12 protein-coding genes and 1 pseudogene are annotated in these 19269 nt (G+C 46.4%); 5 read left to right on the top strand and 8 right to left on the bottom strand.

What is annotated here, in order from left to right:
- Positions 1-60 precede the first annotated feature (60 nt).
- Entirely contained in the window at positions 61-339 is a 279-nt protein-coding gene (locus JM642_RS20425) for a hypothetical protein (protein WP_239000463.1), read from the top strand.
- A gap of 53 nt (positions 340-392) precedes the next feature.
- Here JM642_RS20425 and JM642_RS17505 read toward each other — a convergent pair whose 3' ends face one another.
- Positions 393-881 (bottom strand): hypothetical protein, encoded by a 489-nt coding sequence (locus JM642_RS17505; protein WP_203432247.1) that lies wholly within the window; start codon positions 879-881, stop codon positions 393-395.
- 278 nt (positions 882-1159) lie between these two features.
- Between JM642_RS17505 and JM642_RS17500 the strand changes: the two are divergent.
- A pseudogene (locus tag JM642_RS17500) lies at positions 1160-2181 on the top strand (transposase).
- 1073 nt (positions 2182-3254) lie between these two features.
- On the opposite strand, the gene JM642_RS17495 reads toward JM642_RS17500, so the two are convergent.
- Positions 3255-6371 carry a M9 family metallopeptidase gene (locus tag JM642_RS17495; protein ID WP_203432246.1) on the bottom strand — a complete coding sequence of 1039 codons (3117 nt, stop codon included), beginning with the start codon at positions 6369-6371 and terminating at the stop codon, positions 3255-3257.
- Between the two features lie 451 nt (positions 6372-6822).
- Here JM642_RS17495 and JM642_RS17490 point away from each other — a divergent pair, with 451 nt between their 5' ends.
- Positions 6823-7821, top strand: coding sequence for an NAD(P)H-quinone oxidoreductase (locus JM642_RS17490; protein WP_203432245.1), 999 nt, complete (start codon positions 6823-6825; stop codon positions 7819-7821).
- 321 nt (positions 7822-8142) lie between these two features.
- Positions 8143-8547: a hypothetical protein gene (locus JM642_RS17485; RefSeq protein WP_037414254.1), complete on the top strand. Its 405-nt coding sequence runs from the start codon at positions 8143-8145 to the stop codon at positions 8545-8547.
- A gap of 101 nt (positions 8548-8648) precedes the next feature.
- Here the strand turns inward: JM642_RS17485 and JM642_RS17480 are convergent, their stop codons facing one another.
- From JM642_RS17480 to cutA, 5 genes are all read right to left on the bottom strand, one after another.
- Entirely contained in the window at positions 8649-9680 is a 1032-nt protein-coding gene (locus JM642_RS17480) for an aldose epimerase family protein (RefSeq protein WP_203432244.1), read from the bottom strand.
- A 140-nt stretch (positions 9681-9820) separates the two neighbouring features.
- Positions 9821-10966, bottom strand: coding sequence for a galactokinase (gene galK, locus JM642_RS17475; RefSeq protein WP_055647537.1), 1146 nt, complete (start codon positions 10964-10966; stop codon positions 9821-9823).
- 298 nt (positions 10967-11264) lie between these two features.
- Entirely contained in the window at positions 11265-12905 is a 1641-nt protein-coding gene (locus JM642_RS17470) for a cation:proton antiporter family protein (RefSeq protein WP_037430346.1), read from the bottom strand.
- Positions 12906-13056: 151 nt separating this feature from the next.
- Positions 13057-14898, bottom strand: coding sequence for a protein-disulfide reductase DsbD (locus tag JM642_RS17465; protein ID WP_172591220.1), 1842 nt, complete (start codon positions 14896-14898; stop codon positions 13057-13059).
- On the bottom strand, positions 14895-15218 hold the full coding sequence (cutA, locus tag JM642_RS17460; RefSeq protein WP_172591219.1) for a divalent-cation tolerance protein CutA: 324 nt from the start codon (positions 15216-15218) through the stop codon (positions 14895-14897). The genes JM642_RS17465 and cutA overlap by 4 nt, the downstream gene beginning before the upstream one ends.
- Positions 15219-15440: 222 nt before the next feature.
- On the opposite strand from cutA, the gene JM642_RS17455 reads away from it, so the two are divergent.
- Positions 15441-16031, top strand: a complete 591-nt coding sequence (locus tag JM642_RS17455; RefSeq protein WP_088586157.1) for an FxsA family protein — start codon at positions 15441-15443, stop codon at positions 16029-16031.
- Positions 16032-16185: 154 nt separating this feature from the next.
- Here the strand turns inward: JM642_RS17455 and JM642_RS17450 are convergent, their stop codons facing one another.
- Positions 16186-19269 (bottom strand): efflux RND transporter permease subunit, encoded by a 3084-nt coding sequence (locus JM642_RS17450; protein ID WP_172591218.1) that lies wholly within the window; start codon positions 19267-19269, stop codon positions 16186-16188.

The following is a 19269-nucleotide window of genomic DNA, read 5'->3' as shown; positions in this document are numbered from 1 at the left end:
ACTATTGGCTATCGAGCGGCGACCGAGCTTGGCAAGTTATTTTATGGCTCGGTGGGAACCTTGCAAGAGCTGACCGATTACTGCGAACATCTAGAAATACGACAACGGACATTGTGCCAAGCTGCCGCGCAATTAAGAGTGGTTGTCCATGTTTTATTCTTTAACAATGGTTTGCTCGATTTACTCTTTTCGGTCGATAAATTATCGCATTCGAGCATAGGCATGTTCGGTTGCTTGTTCAGCGACGCGCAGCAAGTCCATCCGTGGATGCTCGGCCGCCCCGTCCATGATGCGGACGGTCGCCTCGCCAATCACCCTAACTCGCCTTGTGAGCAATAGTGTTGACTGTTGAGTTAAAGCCCGCTGAGTATTTAACAAAATTATGAACAGCCTTAGCGATTGAGGCTGTTCATAACTCTGTGACACATGACTTTTGAATTATCATTAGGGTTAAGAGTTTCCCATTCTAACTCGTTAATCAAAGTTGTTTCATACTCTGTTTTATCACTTTTCAAATCAGCTTCCATTTCTTTAATTAATTCAGCTGTAATAGCCTCTAATGGATCATCCAAAACTACAGATTCAATACTTTGTAATTCATATACCATTTTGGATGATTGGTATGAGAAAGCACCTTTTTCAATTATTTGGACAGTACCTACAGGCAATTTATCTTGATATAGCATTTCTGCTTTAGAGTCATAGGAATATGTTAAATTAGAAACATTGTACGAATATCTTGTATTAACTTTGATGGTAACTTCTTCCTCCTGAGTCGTTTCAGGACACTCCCAACTACCATTGATAAGTTCCAAATGTAATTTGTCATTTGCAAACACACCGAACGAAAGAAAAAATAATGTAGCTATAAATTTTTGCATAACCTTCCTTGATACATAACGTCTTAGTATTTATGCGATGCGCTGTTTGCAGGTCATAACGCAGCCACATCCAAGTCAATTGGAATAAATGATGCTATAGGAATTTGCTTTTTTGCGGTAGCGGTTTTTATACAGTTTGATGGGTAATTACTTGATATCAGGCGCAAAACAGGACACCCAACCTTAATCGGAGAGGGCAAAACTGGACACCCAGCCTTAACAGCGCGGTAGTTAACCTCCTACTATGCTTTGGTTAAGCATTGAACAAGGAGGTTTGTATGCCGCGCCCTCGCCGAACCCAGATAAGCCTTGAACTCTCACCTTAACATCAGTCCCTATTACCATTGCTGTAGCCGCGTTGTTCGGCGGGCTTTTTGATGTGGCGATGATAGTTACTCGGGTAAAAACTATGACCATCGCCGCGCTTGGGTAGAATCGCTACTGTTTGAACTTGAAGCCGTTTTTGCTATTGATGTGGCGGCCTTTGCGGTTATGTCGAATTATCTGCATTTGGTGCTGCGGGTGGATATCGACAGTGCCAATCGTTGGACTGATCGCGAAGTGCTTGAGCAATGGCATAAGTTGTTTAAAGGCGATGAATTAACGCAAAAATTCTTTAAAGGTGAGTTAGTTGAAGCCTATGAGGTCAGCAGATTAAAGCATTCAATCGCCCTTTATCGCAGTCGTCTGTGTGATATTTCATGGTTTATGCGATGTCTCAACGAACCGATAGCAAGACAAGCCAATCAAGAAGATAACTGCACAGGCAGTTTCTGGGAAGGTCGGTTTACCCATTTATTTTATAGAGAATCAAGCCCTACTCGATGAAGCTGCGGTGTTAGCCTGCATGACTTATGTTGATTACTCTTTATTAAAAGAAAGTCCCATTAGATCACAACTCGCTGATACACCTGAACAATCCGACCATACCAGTATTCAACTACGTATTCGGGCCGTATTAAAAGGTGAGCAGCCGAGCAATCTCCTGCCTTTTATTGGCAACGAGTGCAACAACCAACCCAGTGGCATTGCGTTTTCATTAACTGATTACCTTCAATTGGTGGATGATACCGGCCGAATCATTCGCAATGATAAACGCGGAAACATCAGTGAAAGTAGCGCCAAGATACTGAACAGATTAAATATCCCCCATGATAATTGGCTCAAGCTGACCACCGAGTTTGGCAAACTATTTCATGGTCCCGTGGGAACCTTGCAAGAACTGAGCGATTACTGCGAACATCTCGAAAAGCGACGACGGCACTTTGCATCAAGCTGCCAGCACTTGCGCTGCAACTGACAACGACTTATATAACTTCGAAAATAATCACCGCCTAATATCTCTCAATCACTATGGGATGGCTTGCCATGCCTGAAATGCACCATTTTTGAAAGAATTAACTCAATTTATTGCCTCAGATACTGCCCCTGTGACTTTTGCTCTCTCTCATTTAGGCAATTTTCAGATCTTACAAGTTGTAGACAAACGTAAAGTACATTATGTTGTTGATTAAAAATGGGTGGCCAGATTTATGCTTAGATTTATGCTTTCCGCGCTAAATTTGGGCGTTATGACTACTGTGACCTGAAAAATGAATTGTCCATCGTGCTCAAAAAAAATCCATTGGAGTAGAATTACATTTTCTGCAATACCTGTGTGGATTACTTGTAAATCATGCAGCGCTAAGCTGGTTGGAAATAAACTTATAAAAATTCAGACTATCGCTGCAACAATCCTAGCATTATTTCTGGGCATAGGTGTTGCAAGCATGAGCATTGACCTAACTTACAAATACTTATTACTCACAATCGGCATTATTGTAATAGTAGTGCCAAATGTCATATTGACTGTAATTAAAGGGAAATATTACGTCAGGCCGTCATAATAAGCTGCTCAAATCGCTCACTTTATTCACGGAACGAGCAAGACCGCTCATTGCCTCGAGGGTCGTGCACGACGAACCAGTCATAACAACTGGTTCAATTCGCTCGCTGGGACGGGCTAAAGCTCGCCACTTAACCAAACGTTAGAGCCTTTGATGGGTGCACTTGAATATTCACAAGCAGCTTTGCGGATCTGCGGGGATGATTTGATACCTGAAGACATTTCAAACTTGCTTGGCGCTAAACCGACGAGCAAATCTGGTCACCCATCCTTAATTGTGCTGCTGAGACTATTCATCATTCTGTGTCAGATTACCCTCTGCTTTTAATCGCGGTTAACAATGGCTGGTTTACTAAGCAATCGATCACGCAGAGTGTGAGTTTGAGGCAAGGCTAAAGCTGTCTTAGTGTGCTAACCGATTGAAATAATAAAAATCCCTGCCTAGCAGGGATTTTTGCTTTTAGCTTTTACCGCTATAGTGCGGCTGATTAACGTAAATCTACTTGAAGGGCCACACCTGTACTTTGGCTTTCACTTTGGAGCGTAATGTAATACCAGCCAGCACTGGGATTATTGACCTTGATTTGCTCCGTAGTGCTGCCAGCATTTGTTGAGGCGGCTTCATATTGCTGGGCATTGGCCCAGCTGCGACCCGAGTAAATGCTGGCATCTCCAGTTCCGTGGGCCGAGCGTACTTCTAGTTGGCTTGTTCCTTCGGGAACCCAAAGATAATAGTCATTACGGCCATTGGCGCTGCAGACGGCATCACCCGGCGTGAGTTGGGTATAGCTCACCGGTGATTTAGTCGCACAGGCATTGGCAATTTGATTAGGAACGCTACTGCCACCACCACCGGCTTTAAGGTTGAAGGTCACGCCACTAAATTCACTCGTGGTATCAACCGTGATATATCGCCAGCCACGGTTTGCCGTAAAGCTAAAGGACTCTTTGTTGCCTGGATTTACACTGCTGGCTTGGGCATTGCTCGCGCTTGCCCAAGTATTGGCATTAAAGTAAATATTAGCATCGCCTGTTCCGCCGGTTGTGCTAACACTAAATTGGCTGTTGTCAGCATCGACCCAGAAATAAAAGCTATTACGGCCACCGCTAAGGCATTCATCTTTTCCGAGGGTTAACTTGCCGTAATTGATGGTTGCGGCACCGCAATTGCTGGGCACTTCACCGCCAGTATCGCCACCATCACCTAAATCGGGATCGGTATCGGCAACTAATTCAGTGGTACTCACCAGCATATCAACACCACCAAAATCTCCTTCTAGGGTGATATAGTGCCAATACTCATTCGGGTTTAGGCTCACTTTGATCACTTGGTAATTACCATTGCCGATGCCATAGCCCTGATTTTTTTCAGCACTTGCCCATCCCCTTGAATCGTAATAAATGTCGGCATCACCCCAACCACCGCCAATTTTGATCCAAATATCCTGAGCCGAACGGTCAGTATTGGCAAAGCTAAAGCTGGCTCGGCCTTGTTTGGCGTCAATACACTCCATAGGTACCTCAAGACTGAGGCTGGCTGACTCGCTATAGCGGTATGCTTCGTTACTGACTTGGCAGGGCGAGTAATCCTTGCTGATGGTGCCCGCGGGGCCTGCCCAGTTGCCTTCGCGACCACTGGCATTAGCCTGTTCATCACTTGGGCCTTTATCGACAATACCATTGTTGGTAGTGCTTAAACCGCTGGTGAGCCAGCCGCGCCATTCGTTGTCATAACGGGTGCCAATGGAATCCATAAATGCTTGATATTCAGCATATTGGTTATTGCGTAGGAAGGTTAGGATCTGGCGAACATCATCGCGGTGGTTTTCAAACATAAAGCGTACGGCGAGGTAACCCCAACGGTAGATGCGGTCTTGGCCGGAGTCATAGGTGTTTTTAAAGATGGTTGAGAGCATAAACTCTCCGGTTTCACCCATGGCGATGGCAGCGGGGTTGGCATCTCGGTACGAAATATATTCCGCTAATCCTTCAATCCACCAAATTGTGTTGGCGGATACGCTGCGGCTGAAGTCGCCAAACAGATTGTAGCGGCCATCGAGGTAATGCACGTATTCATGCTGTAAGTTCCACACATGAAAATCTGGGCGACGCCATTCGGCCTCATAGGCAATAAAGCGCGCTTGGTTTTTAAGTCCAGCGGGAGAGCCTTCTAAATACATGCCGCCATTGTTGGTATTGATCCCAAAAATGCTGTTGGCAAGGGATTGATATTCTGACGAGCCGCCAAAAATCACCAGCTCTAAATCATCATTGTTATCCTGTGCGACCGCCTGCATTCCCGTTTCGAGTATCGTGTGGAAATGGCTTTCTTGCTGGCTCAATACTCCACATGCCCATTTGGCTTGATCTTGGTAAAGATCTTGGGCGCGGATCTTGAGGCTGTCGGAGCATTTCCAATTAAACGGTAAGCTATCGGCGGCTAATTGCGCCTTGAAACCGCAGATCTGATAAGCATTACAGTTGCTGCGATCGTAGTAATCTGCCATCTCGGCGGCAGCAAACCACAGCACTTTACTGGGATCATTTTTGCTGGTGCTATTTAAGATATTTTTGACCAATTGGGTCACTTTAGGGCGCATGGCATCAATGTAGTACAGTCTAGATAACTCTCTGACAGCATTGACTAAAACATATTCAGCATTGGTGCCGAGTAAGTCCCTATGGTTAAGTTGGAACTGGTTGAGCGCATCTAAAATAGCATGATCTCGGGCAAACAGCGCCTGCATGTCAGTATTCCACTGGGCGCGGAATAAGGTGGTAAATACGGTATTTGCGGCCGCATTCATTGCAAAGCTGGCTTGCCATGTGCTGTTGTAGTCATTGAGCACTTTGAGGGTGACAAAGTTAAAATCAGCCCCCAGTTCAGCCGAATCAATCAGGATCAGTGCTTCTTTGAGCACGCTGGCATTGGCATCGGAGAGTGTCCAAATGGCGTTATTGGTAAAGAGAGCATTAAGCGCTGATTTTAAATTGTTTTTCACCGCACTACTGTAGGCGGGTACGTCGCTGGGATTGTAAAACTGCACATAAAGCGCGGCGCGCACAAAGTAAATATGTGACTCAATGCCTTGGTTATCCACGCCAGTGTATTGGGGCGCCATGGCCGCAATCGCATTAGCAACTGTGGATACATTCGCCTCACTAAATACGCTGCTTGCGTCACTTCCCTTGAGATTAAATAGCTTACCGACACACTGTGGTGTGGACTGCGTTAGCTCATCTAACAGGGCTTGGCCCGATTTACCGACAAAGTTACTACAGTCGGCATCGGCGGCAAAGCTGCTGGCTTTTGATCTCGGAGAGTTCTCGAGCAACGCTTGCTGTTGTGAAGAATGTGCATCGAGGTACTCAGAGTGTGTCGGCTCGTTAGGGGAGGCTATCAAGCTGTTGCTGGGTAATAACGGCCGATGGCTGACATCAAAATTGAGTGGCGCTGACGGCGAAGCTAACGGTGCTAGCGCACTAGGGATTGCTGTGTTTTTCGCTTGTATTGAATGGTTTGGATCTTGTTGTGAATGGTTATGGGCGAGCGAGGGTGTAGCGATGGCTAAGCTAATAGCCGCGAAAAGTAGGGTCTGTTTCATGGTGTATCCATAGTTATTTTTATCTGCAAAGCAGATCTTCCTTGGGCGTTATCCGATGTATTACAGCAATTAACCTCGGACCTCATTGGTCTAACTGAATTTAACGCTTATCTAATTCAGTTAGCGCCGAAATATCATGGTGTAAATTGCATAAAATATCCAATATAAATCGATAAAAATTTACAAATATTTTACATTAAGTGCATCAATCTGTTTTTATTGTGTTTTTTAAGTTGAATGGTCATGTGACCAATAAAGATTGGTAATCTAGATCGCAATTGTTTTAATGTGGCATCGTTTCATTCAAGTTGCTGGCGTCCTTTTGTTACCTCGCTAACGGTCAACAAAGTTCATTCCAACATTGTTTGGGTTAATATGCTTTAACCTGAGTATGATGCCGCTATGTTTGCAGCGATAAGCCGAAATCCCAAAGTTGTACAAGGAGTTAGCTATGTCAGATTTACCAAAAGATTATGCCCATATTCATATTGAACAACCCGGTGAGCCAGAGGTGATGCACCTTTCCCGTTCACCCTTACCGGTTGTCGGGGACGGACAAGTTCTTATTCGAGTAAGTGCGGCTGGGGTGAATGGACCGGATCTTAAGCAAAGGGCAGGAGCCTATCCGCCACCACCTGGAGCATCGTTAATTTTAGGGCTTGAAGTGGCTGGTGAAATTTGCGCCATAGGTGAAGGCGTGACTCAATGGCAACTGGGGGATAAGGTTTGTGCTTTAGTCCCTGGTGGCGGTTATGGCGAATACACCTTGACCTATGCAGCTCATTGTTTGCCGATTCCAAAGGGATTTTCGATGGTGCAAGCTGCCGCGTTACCTGAAACCTTTTTTACCGTTTGGGGTAACTTATTTATGCGCGCCGGACTCAAGGCGGGCGAAACCGTTTTGATACACGGTGGCTCAGGTGGCATTGGCAGTACGGCGATTGCGCTGGCGAGTCGTCTTGGTGCGCAAGTGATTGCGACTACAGGGCAGGATGAAAAGCGTGACTATTGCTCAGGATTAGGTGCCCATCTTGTTGTCAATTACAACACTCAGAATTTTGTCGAAGAAGTCATGAGCTTTACGCAGGGTAAAGGCGTTAATGTGGTATTTGATATCGCGGGTGGCGATTTTATTAACCTCAATTTGCAAGCACTCGCGTTGGATGGGCGTATGGTGTCGGTCTCAACTCAACGTAGTCCTAAAGCTGAGGTTAATATTCTCCAGCTGATGGCTAAGCGAATTGTCTGGACAGGTTCAACCCTAAGACCACAAACGGTTGAAGCCAAAGCTGAAATCGCAAGGCAATTACACGAACGTGTTTGGCCATTACTTCATAGCCAGCAAATCGTGCCACATATTTTTGCAACGTACCCATTGAACGATGCGCCTAAGGCCCATAGATTAATGCAGTCGGGCGAACATAGGGGCAAAGTGGTATTAACATTTTGAATTAACTCAGCTACAAGCTGTAACCTCTTATCGCTTCAATAATTTAATGGTTATAGGTGCATAATTAAAACTTGATGTGATGTTTTTTTAGACTAAAGTCGTTAGTGACAAATTTTTTTAGAGACTTTGGCCGAAATTAATGCGTAATAAGTGAAAATTTCATGGTTTGAGGCATTGATTATCGAAAATATTCTGTAAAAATACCCAGTTGAAAACGTCAGAGACTTTCCGGCGCTATTCGTGGATCAAAGCAAGCGTCGCTTCGCTTATTCAGACTAAAAAACTCATAGTGTATGTGTTGATTTAAGGGTATTGGCATATATGTATAACACAGCAAAGAAACAGGTTTGGTATGGTGAGCTGAGAACATCGAAGGGCAATGCGATTGTCGTCCACGACAACCAGCTGCCAGAGGCTTCCCCTGGACGAATTTACCTCTACAATACCGACCGTGATGCCATTGTTGAGTATGTAGAAGACATAGTAAAAGTGAACCTATACGACTTAGATGAGGCCGCATTAAAAGCTGCTGAGGCTAAGTTTAGCGGTGCATGGAAAGCGGCTCGCGCTCAATTTATGAGCAAGCATCAAGCTCGTATTGATCTGAACAACGTTAAGGATTCTGGCCCTGTACGTAAGGCTAAACCTGAGGTTGAGCCTGAAATCGAAACCGATGCAATTGGTGCTGATTTCGATGAAGATTGGGGCGATGATTTCGACGATTAATATCCAATTTGCTTCGGCAACATTGGATAAAGGTAAGGAATGAAACGACTTTATTCCTTACCAGCCTTTCTTTTTAATTCCTACAGATGCTCATTTCAACTTTAGTCAACAATATCAAATTGATATCGACTAATATGATGATAGATTTTCCCTGGTACTAACCAGGCATCATCACCCAATTGCGGTTGATTGGGCGAGTCAGGCAGCTTTTGCGGTTCAATACACACGCCCTGATGTTGGTGCAAACTTTGTTGGTTTCGTCCCACGGTTCCCGCTAAAAAGTTAGCGCAGTAGAGTTGTACGCCAGGCTGATTGGTAAATACCGTCATGGCGCGGCCGCTGACAGGACTGCTTAAACAACCAAATCGGCGTAGTGAACCATCGGGGTTATCCATCAAATAGCAATGATCATAACCTTGGGTGCTTGTTAGTTCGGGAGCGTGAAGTTTTTCGCCAAGGGTAACACTTTGAGTTAAATCGAAAATACTATCTTTAACCTCAGCAATTCCTGTCGGGATGCCGACTTCATTCATCGTCAAATAGCGTGTCGCATCGATTTGCATCTGGTGCTGATAATTATTGCTCGTACCATCCAGATTAAAATAGCTGTGCTGCGTTAGGCTCACCGGACAAGGTTTATCTATGGAGGCCAGCATTTCTACATAGAGATTATTGGCGGCAAGGCGATAGTCTAATTGCACCGTGCAATTACCGGGGAAGCCCATATCGCCATCTGGACTCACTAAGGTTAATCTTACCCCATCGGGAAGCGGGCCTAAGTGCCAGTTCTTTCTGTTAAAACCTTCGCGGCCACCATGTAAGCAGTTGCTAGCCTGATTGATATCCAGTTGATAGGTTTGCCCTTGATATTGCAGCTTGCCAAGGGCGATACGATTGGCAAAGCGGCCTGCAATGGCGCCAAGGTGGGCATTTTGAGTTAGGTAATCTTCGGCACTGTCGCAGCCTAGAACGATATTGGCGCGCTCACCCTGTTTATCGGGCGTCCAAAGCGCGCGAATAATGCCGCCTAAACTGAGCACTTCCAAGGCGATGATGCCATTGTCTATCCGCACGCGTTCAATTTCGCCGCCGCGGGGATCAGTCCAAGGATCTAATACACTGAAACGCACCATTTAGTTTCCCTCAATGTCAAAATGCCTACCGTAGATTATTTAACCGTTTGATTTTGCCTCTTAAAAATGACAAATACCACACAATTCATGGTTGAATTCGTATGGTATTCGTGGCGGAGTTAGCAGGTGCGATTGCGTGATTAACTGTCGATTCGCCCTGCGCCAGCACTCGCTGAACAGAGATAAACGGTTGCGTCTATCCCTGTTTGCTCGAAAAATGTCTGTTCGACCGCAGAAACTACCGCATCGGTAAGCTCATGGTCGACGAGCGCGACCACGCAGCCATCGGTCATGCGTATGCCACCGCGTTCGCCAATCACTTGGCTAACAATATCCACCAAAGTGTCAAATTCAGGCAGTGTTACCTCAAAATCATCTCGCAGTGATTGATGAGACTGAGCCATTAATAGGCTGAATTTAGAAATATTATTTTGCTCTAGTGCCCGAGCAGCACTCTGAGTGCGTTTATTCTCGGTGACTACGTGTTTGGCGCGGCGATAAAGGGTTTCATCCAATTTATCCTTGGCACTTTCAAGCTGACGCAGTTCAAGATGGCGCAGAGCGTCTAAACCAAAAAATTCGGCAGCTTGGGCGCATTCCTCACGTCGCTGCTGGCTAATCGCCGCTAATCGTTGTTTCTCAATATGCGCATCAATGATGATCAGGCTGAGATTCTCAGGGATTGCAATCGCTTCGCTATCAAGGTCAAGGCAGTCGATGAGCAGGGCATGATCCGGCTCGCCCATCGCGCAAACCATGTGATCCATAATGCTGCAAGCCGATGCGACATATCGATATTCGCCACGTTGGGCCAATTGTGCCACTGCCATCGGTGAGAGATGCAATTGGCTGCTGTCACTAATGGCTGTGCCAAAGGCGACGACCAAGGCGCCAGAGGAAGATAATCCAGCTGCGAGTGGTACATCGCCTACCACGGCTAAATCTAAGCCCTTGGCAATGAGCCCTGTGTTGGCCATCGCCGCTGTGAACCCTTTTAAATAATTTACCCAACCGTCCTCAGGATGGATTTCGGTTTCTTTGCCGAAGGTCCATTCTTTAATTTGCCCGGGAAAGGCATCAGCAACGGCGCGAAACTTGTTGTCTTCACGGCGTTTAACGGCAATCACCGTATGAAAATTTATGGCGGCAGGCAAAACAAAGCCGTCGTTGTAATCCGTGTATTCACCGATCAGATTTACTCGACCTGGGGCTTGATATAAATCATCGGCTTTAGTGCCAAAGGTTTGGACAAATAACTTGGTGGCGCGCTGCGCAGGGTTCGACATGCTGAGAAGACTTCCAAAAAAGCTGGGCTAATTTCGTTCTTGTCTTCGATTTATATCACGACTAAGTCGGCGATGTAACTGAGATTTTCTATGGCATTGACGATAAGCTTGTCAGAGAAAACCGATAGTCAAAAACGCCGCAATGTTTGATGGTGTGTAAGTGAGTTAAGGTGATTGATTTTTAGTGGTTTTGATAGGTTTTATCGGGTGAGGTAATGACTCAGGTTAATCCCTTTCCTGAGTCATTTTTAGCCTAAATAGGATGAGTTTTATTCATGATAACAAACGTAAACACGCCTTAAACCGCGGCAGAATGTTGTTTGTTGTCATCGTCTAGGTCGGCAACTGCCTTCGTTTCAGAGTCTGGTAGTAACTCATGAACCACATGGTCGACAAAACCCGCACCCGCCGCTTCGTATAGGTTGTAAACGCTATGCACACCAGAACTTCTGAGTGATGCGGCATCTTCACCATATTGTACGATTGCACTCAGTTTACCTTGATAATTCAGCTTTTTAAGTTGCTCAACGGCGAAGAGATTTCCCGCATGATGCGGCATTGCTAGCAGCACTAATTCAAGATTGGGCGCTTTATCAAGCTTCTCCCAAAAGTCGGTATCGGAAGCGTCCCCTTGCACAACATTACGGCCTTTAGCGCGGTGTAAATCGACCAAGTCTTGCTTATGCTCAATCCCGAGGATCTCACCGTCGAACCGGGCACGCAGTTCATCGTAGGCTCCACTACCAATACGCCCCATCCCTAGGATTAAAAAGCGTGGATTACCAATGGCAATGGGGCGATCTTCTGGGTGCAATGGGCGTTTTTCTAACCTAACGAGTCGCTGTTGGAAGCGTTGATAAATATTTCCGACCGTAGCATTGAGCGGCGCTGCTAATAAAAAGCTAAAGCTTAAGGCCACGGCAATAATCACCAACCATTGTGACGGTAGCCAGCCTTTGCTGGTGGCAACCGCAGCGACGATCAGACCAAACTCGGAGAAGTTACCTAGGTTAAAGGAACCTAACATCGAGGTGCGCGAACGTAATTTAAAGCGAGTAAGAATATAGACAAACAATAGGATTTTTAGCGGTACTAACAGTACTAATAATGTAGCCAGCACGATATCCGAAATCGTGGGTAAGCCATTGAGACCAATGGTTAAGAAGAAGGCGACAAGAAAGAGTTCTTTAAAATAGAACAATGATTTAGCCAGCTCAGAGGCTTTTTTATGTCCCGCGAGCAAAATACCAATAACTAATGCGCCTAGATCTGGTTTTAAGCCAACGGATTCAAATAACCAAGCGCCGACAACCAGTGCCATTACTAATCCAAATAGCACTAATAATTCACCGTGGCCAACACGGTCAAAGGCTTTATAAATCAGTGGTTTTGCCAGAGGTAATAACAATAACGCAAATGCCCACACCGAAGGCACATCGCCCTTAGAAATGGTTAAAAAGAGTACGGCAAAAATATCCTGCATAATCAGGATACCAATAGCAACACGGCCATACAGGGATTGCATATCCCCTTTATCTTCTAAGACCTTTACCGCAAAAACGGTACTGGAGAAGCTTAACGCAAATGCCAGTAAGGTTAACTGCTCAATCCCTAAACTGGTAAGTTGAGATAATCCTAATAACCCTAATATTTTGAGAATAGGGACGAATACTAGGATCGATAGCATCAAATGCACACTCGACCCCGCCCACACTTCAGCCTTAAAAAGACTGCGAATATCGAGTTTTAAACCAATCGCAAACAGCAGTAGCGTAACCCCTAAATTGGCGAGTTCTTGCAGCAGTGGCAGGCTTTCTTTTTCAATACCTAATACAAAGAGTACAAAGCCCGCCACTAAGTAGCCGATGAGTGGGGGCAGTCCTATACGGCTAACGAGCATGCCGCAAATAAGGGTGATAATGAGGATAGCTGGTTCCATAATGCTCCAATCTAAAAAGTCCACGATAAACAAGGATTGTATAAGAAATCGATGACAGCGCGATAAAAAAGCGGACTTTTAATGAAAAAAGTCCGCTTTTTGTTGATTTTACGCTAAAACGCCGCAGAGGAGTGTTAGCGTTTAGTCGAGATTATTTCACCAAGTGATCTAAATGACCTGCAAACTCCTTGGGACCCATAAAGCCGGTTACCCTTAAATCTTCTCGCTGTTCACCTTGCTCGTTAAACATCAGTAATGTCGGTAAACCGAGGACATTGTATTTTTCAAGCAGAGCGACATCCACTGCATCACTCTTAGTGACATCCGCTTGCAGCAGCACGATTTTGTTCATTCGCGCTAATACTTCGGCGTCTTTAAAGGTAATGGCTTCAAACTCTTTACAAGCCACACACCAGTCAGCGTAGAGATCCAGCATCACAGGCTTACCAACTGCCGTGGCAGCGGCAATTTCGCGGTCCAAATCTTCAATGGATTTTATCCGTTTAAAACCATGGGTTTGCTCAGTCGTTGTCGCAGTCGCAACCGGACTGTGGCTAAAGCCAAAGTGACCCATCACGGCTTGGAAGCCATAGGAGAAGCTTGCCAGCAGGGTTAAGGTGAGTAGCACTGAGCGTACGGTTTGTTTCCAGTTAAAGGCGCTGAGCTTATTTTGGTGCATCAGGTAACCGGTGAAGCTAATGCCCCAAAGCGACCAAAGCACATCGGAAACCACGCCCGTCCAAATACGGCCAAGCATCACAATCGATACCGCAATCAGCAGGAAGCCAAACACGGTTTTAATGATATTCATCCAAGCGCCAGCGCGAGGCAGTAACTTACCACCCGAGGTGCCGATGATAAGTAGTGGTACGCCCATGCCCATACTCAGTACATACAGCGCGAGGAAGCCTTGTAATAAATCCCCGGTTTGCGCCACATAGACTAAGGCGCCAGAAAGTGGAGCCGTGGTGCAAGGCGAGGCAACCAATCCTGAGATTACCCCCATCAAAAACACGCCAACTAAATTGCCGCCTTTTTGATTGTTGGAAATCGAGTTCATCTTCTCCTGCCAGCTTGAAGGCAGTTTGAGATCGTACAAGCCAAACATGGATAAACTGAGTACAAAGAACAGGATGGCTAATACCACGAGCACCGCGGGATGTTGCAGCGCCGCTTGGTATTTCATCCCCGCCGACGCGACGACTAAACCTAAAATCGAGTAGGTGATTGCCATACCTTGCACATAGGCCATCGACAGGGTGAAGGCTTTGGCGGTCGACAGTTTTTGCCCTTGACCAACAATAATGCCCGATAAAATCGGATACATGGGGAATACGCAAGGGGTGAGCGCTAAGCCAATCCCTAAGCCGAAGAAGATCACTAAGGTCCAGAGTAAACTGTCGTTAGACAACATCTGGCTTAGGCTATCCTGCTGAGTAATCGGCTTAGCTGGGGCGATGTCGGCTTGTTTAGCGCTCGCATTTGCGGCGACAGACTCTGTATTAGCGTTGTCTGCGCTAGAGGCGATTTGCCCATCATTAGCTGCTACCGCTTTTAAGCTGACATCACGCTTGGTTGGTGGATAACAGAGTTTACCCTCGGCGCAGCCCATAAAGGTGACGCTTAAGGTGCTGTTTTCATCCGCTTGCTTTAGGCCAACGGGAATGTCGATATAGGTGTAGTAAACCTCTTGTTCACCAAAATACTCATCGTTATGAGGTTTGCCCTTTGGTAGGTCAATAGTGCCCAATTCAGCGCCATTGACACTAAATTTGAGTTTATCGCGGTACATGTAGTAGCCGTCGGCAATCACCCAATTAAGGGTAACCTTATTGCCTTCCTGCTTAAAATCAAAGGCAAAGGCTTGATCAACGGGCATTAACTCAGGTTCGCTTTTTAGAAAACCAAAGTTATTCGCAAAGGCATTGCCACTTAGAGTGAGAGGCGCGAGAAGCAATAATGCAGTAAAGGTAAGGCTAAGTAGTTTTTTCATGGCTGAGTGTTATCTTTTATCCAATCTAAGTAGGCTGGTAGCCCGTGAGTCACGGGTACGGCAATAATTTCAGGCACTTGATAAGGGTGAAGTTTAAGCACAAGCTGTTCTAACTCTGGATAGCGTGTTTGTAAACATTTAATGTGTAAGCTAATTTCTTGCTCTTCACAGATTTTTCCTTCCCACGTATAGACCGAGCGGATGGGTGCTGAAATATGCACACAAGCCGCGATACGCGCTTCCACTAACGCATGGGCGATGCGATTGGCATGAACGTTGTCTGGACAGCTAGTGCTGACCATTAAATACTGAGGCTGCATAGTGTGGGTATCGTCCCCTAACAATCTTAAACTTCGCTTAAGCCTATTAGGCTAAGCTACTTTACGTGTTTTTATGGTCTCATACATTAACGGCTTAACGAAAGAGTGAGCTAACTATCAGAAGTTTCACCGCTTTAGCGCAGTCTGCGCCCTAATGACTTGAATTAAGACCGGATTGCCCCCATTTAGTTTTCAAACGAGCAAGATAAATCTGAGGTCGGTATGTTTTTAATCCTATTTTTATTATTTGTGCTGATCCCAGTTGTTGAGCTATCAGTGTTAATCCGCGTGGGTGAAGTGCTGGGTACTTGGACCACTATTGGCCTTGTATTATTTACTGCTGTATTGGGCGTGTCTTTAGTACGCAGTCAAGGATTAAGTACTCTAATGCAAGTGCAGCAAAAGCTCGCGCGAGGTGAGGCGCCAGGGCAAGAAATTGTCGAAGGTATGATGCTAGCCATGGCGGGGGTGTTGCTGGTTATCCCTGGATTTGTGACTGATTTTATTGGTTTATTGTTGCTCACTCCTTTAACCCGTCGTCCGATAGCAGCCTTAGTGTTTAAACGTATGCAACTGCGAGTGGTGTCGGGCTTACAAGGCGGTATGCACGGCGGTTTTGGTGCGGGTCCCTTTGGCTCTCATTCTGGCTCACAAACAAATCCTTTCGAGCAACCTCCCTTTGAGCAAAATAAACATGCCGATGGCAATGTGTACGAAGGCGACTTTGAACATAAGGCCGACCCTAGCGATAAACGTCCTGAAAGCCACCAATTGGTGGATAAAGACGAACATCCTAAAGATCCAAAGGCGTAATCCGCTTTTCAGCTCGACTTTCTTTCCTCTGTGTAAAGCCTCAAGTTATCGGGGTTAGCCGCTATTCTTCGACATCCCAATATGAAAAGGCCAATCGATGCTAATAAGCAGCATCGATCGGCCACGCCGGGAAGCGTTTAGGGGGAGTGGCGGGCTAGTGTTTCTCGCTCGCCACCGCATTCGGTTTGATGTTAAAGGCCAAGCTGTACATCACTGGCAGTACGATAAGGGTCAGCAGCGACGCAAAACCTAAACCAAAGATGATAGTGATCGCCATTGAGCCGAAAAAGGCGTCGGGGATCAGAGGTATCATCCCGAGCAAGGTCGTGATCGCCGCCATCATCACAGGGCGAACGCGGCTAACACAGGAATCGATTAAAGCTAAATAGGCGGCTTTGCCTTCACTGAGTTCGAGGTTGATCTGGTCAACCAATACAATACCGTTTTTAATCACCATGCCCGATAGACTCAGTAGTCCCAGCAGCGCCATAAAGCTAAAGGGCGCGTCGAAAATCAATAATCCCGCCGATACCCCAATCAAGGCCAATGGCACGGTCAACCAAATCACTAACGGCTGGCGTACCGAGTTAAACAGGAACACTGTGATTAAAAACATCGCCAAGTAACCCAGTGGAATTGAGCTAAATACCGCGGTTTGGGCTTCGCCCGCCGTTTCATACTCGCCACCCCATTCTAAGTGGTAACCCGCAGGCAAGCTGATGGCTTCGACCTTAGCTTTGACTTTACGTAATACTGAGTCGGCGGTTTCATCGCTACCCAGTTTAGGGTCGGCTAAAACGGCTAACATCCGCATCCGATCGCGACGTTTTACTAAGGGGTTTTCCCATTGAGTATCGAAGCTGCTTACAACTTGCGTTGCTGGTACAAAGGTGCTGTGCTCGCTACTCCAGATTTGCAGTTTCCACAGGCTGTCCGCCTGTAAACGCTCCTCGGCGGGTGCGCGGGCAACGATGGGGAGTAAATGGCTGGTTTCACGGTACAGACCAATCTGTTTGCCGCTAAAGTTAACTAACAGTGCGTTATCCAGATCCTGTTTACTGATCCCCGTTTCCCTTGCTTGAGCATTTTCTAATTGCGGACGAATTAAAGTCACTTGGTTGCGCCAGTCATGGCGAATACCGTCCATACTCGGCTCCGCATGGAAGATGGCTTCGGCTTGAGCGCCTAGAGTACGCAGTACTTCGGGATCATCACCGTAGAAGCGAGCCTCAATCTTCGCGGCGGGAGAAGGGCCGTTTTCCATGTTCTTTAATCTGAACTGTGCCTGCGGGAATCTCTGATTTAAAAAGGTTTCTAGCTCTGGCATATAGACTTTTAAGGAGGCTAAATCTGCCATTTCAATAATGAGCTGCGCATAGGCGGGATAGCCCTTTTCGGGTTGATAGGGCAACACAAACCGCTGCGCACCTTGGCCAATGACCGTTGTTAAGTGTTTTAAGCCACTATGTTGTTCCTCGGCTTGCTTGAGTAACTGCTGCTCAATATCGGCGGTAAAGCGTTCAGTGCCTTTAATATCTGTACCTTCTGGCATCCAAATATCGACAAAGAAGATGGGCGTATTAGATGCTGGGAAGAACACATTCTTGATGTGACCAAAGCCAATCACTGCGCTAACGAGCATGGCACCGACTAATAAAATGCTGGCGATTCTAAAACGTAGGGCAAAGGTTAAGCTCGCGCGGTATATGCTAAAGAACCAGCCCTTGTATGGGTCCTGCTCTTCCTCATCTGCGGGGGCATCTTTAAACAGCAAATGGCAGAAGAAAGGCGTCAGGGTGATCGCGGTAATCCAACTGATAAATAAGGAAATCATCAACACTTGGAACAGTGAGCGACAAAACTCCCCCGCGGCATTTTGCGATAAGCCAATCGGTGCAAACGCGATAATCGCAATAACGGTGGCACCAAGCAGTGGCCACTGAGTTTGCGACACAATTTGTTTGGCGGCTTCGAGGCGAGTCTTACCACGACGCAGACCAATCAAAATGCCTTCTGTCACCACAATGGCGTTATCGACCAACATGCCCAAAGCGATAATCAGCGCGCCGAGGGAGATCAGTTGCAGCTCAATACCTAGCACTTTCATCACGATAAAAGTACCGAGAATGGTCAACAGTAAGATGACCCCCATCAATAAGCCTGAGCGTAAACCCATAAACAGCAAGAGTACGGCAATAACGATGGCAATCGATTCTAATAGATTGATCAAAAAGCCATTTACTGTGTCATCCACCGCCAAACTTTGGTTATAAACCGTGTCTAAGCTCATCCCTATTGGGCGCTGTGACTCCAGTTCGGCAAGGCGCTCGCTAACGCTTTTACCCACTTCGACCACGTTAACGCCACTTGAAAAGGAAATCCCAAGGGAGAGGGCGGCTTCGCCACGGTTGTGATAGAGCACGTCAGGGGTTTCATCATAATCTTTCTCTATATGGGCAATATCACCAAGATAGATAAGCTCAGTGCTGCCGGGCGGGCTGACGATCAGACGCGCGAGATCCTGCACACTGCTAAATTCTCCGGTGGGATGGATGCGAATACGATTATCGCCCACCACTAAACTGCCCGCGTTGGAGACCACGTTTTGATTGTTAATCAGGCCGTGGATATAGCTTTGATCTAACCCCAGTGCCGAGAGTTTTTGTTGTGATATTTCAATCACAACCTGCTCGGTTACGCTGCCCGCAACTGAAACCTTTTTGACCCCAGGCACCAGTACCAGTTCGCGGCGCAAATAATCGGCATAATTGCTTAATTCGCGGTTACTATAGTCAGGCCCTGAGAGATTAAACAAAATGCCGTACACATCGCCAAAGTCGTCATAGACTTTGGGCGTGCTAGTGCCGGGAGGCAGTTGTCCTGCGGTGTCGTTGACCTTACGACGTACTTCATCCCACACCTGCGGCAGGCTCGTTTTGTCATAGGTTTCTTTGACCTCAATTTGGATCTGCGACAAACCCGCACTGTTAATGGAGGTTACGTGCTTAACCGCATCGAGTTGCTGTAAGGCATCTTCGAGGGGAAGGGTGACTTCTTCTTCCACTTGCTCTGGCGATGCACCCGGATAGGCGGTGATCACTAGGGCTTCTTTAATGGTAAATTCGGGAAACTCTAACTGCCCAAGACCGGTAAAGCTCACACTACCGCCCACGAGTAGCAGTAATACAAACATCCAACTGATGACTTTGTGGCGGATTGAATACTCAGCAATATTCAT

The organism is Shewanella sp. LZH-2, from assembly GCF_016859145.1.
GTDB classification, from domain to species: domain Bacteria; phylum Pseudomonadota; class Gammaproteobacteria; order Enterobacterales; family Shewanellaceae; genus Shewanella; species Shewanella xiamenensis.
This window is presented reverse-complemented; position numbering and strand designations above follow the sequence as displayed.

What these genes read in the sequence shown, in the direction of transcription:
- galK (WP_055647537.1), bottom strand. Translation starts at nt 10,966, where the DNA reads ATGTCGAACCCTGCGCAGCGCGCCACCAAGTTATTTGTCCAAACCTTT.
- cutA (WP_172591219.1), bottom strand. Translation starts at nt 15,218, where the DNA reads ATGCAGCCTCAGTATTTAATGGTCAGCACTAGCTGTCCAGACAACGTT.
- JM642_RS17495 (WP_203432246.1), bottom strand. Translation starts at nt 6,371, where the DNA reads ATGAAACAGACCCTACTTTTCGCGGCTATTAGCTTAGCCATCGCTACA.
- JM642_RS17480 (WP_203432244.1), bottom strand. Translation starts at nt 9,680, where the DNA reads ATGGTGCGTTTCAGTGTATTAGATCCTTGGACTGATCCCCGCGGCGGC.
- JM642_RS17455 (WP_088586157.1), top strand. Translation starts at nt 15,441, where the DNA reads ATGTTTTTAATCCTATTTTTATTATTTGTGCTGATCCCAGTTGTTGAG.
- JM642_RS17490 (WP_203432245.1), top strand. Translation starts at nt 6,823, where the DNA reads ATGTCAGATTTACCAAAAGATTATGCCCATATTCATATTGAACAACCC.
- JM642_RS17485 (WP_037414254.1), top strand. Translation starts at nt 8,143, where the DNA reads ATGTATAACACAGCAAAGAAACAGGTTTGGTATGGTGAGCTGAGAACA.
- JM642_RS17450 (WP_172591218.1), bottom strand. Translation starts at nt 19,269, where the DNA reads ATGAATATTGCTGAGTATTCAATCCGCCACAAAGTCATCAGTTGGATG.
- JM642_RS17465 (WP_172591220.1), bottom strand. Translation starts at nt 14,898, where the DNA reads ATGAAAAAACTACTTAGCCTTACCTTTACTGCATTATTGCTTCTCGCG.
- JM642_RS17470 (WP_037430346.1), bottom strand. Translation starts at nt 12,905, where the DNA reads ATGGAACCAGCTATCCTCATTATCACCCTTATTTGCGGCATGCTCGTT.
- JM642_RS17505 (WP_203432247.1), bottom strand. Translation starts at nt 881, where the DNA reads ATGCAAAAATTTATAGCTACATTATTTTTTCTTTCGTTCGGTGTGTTT.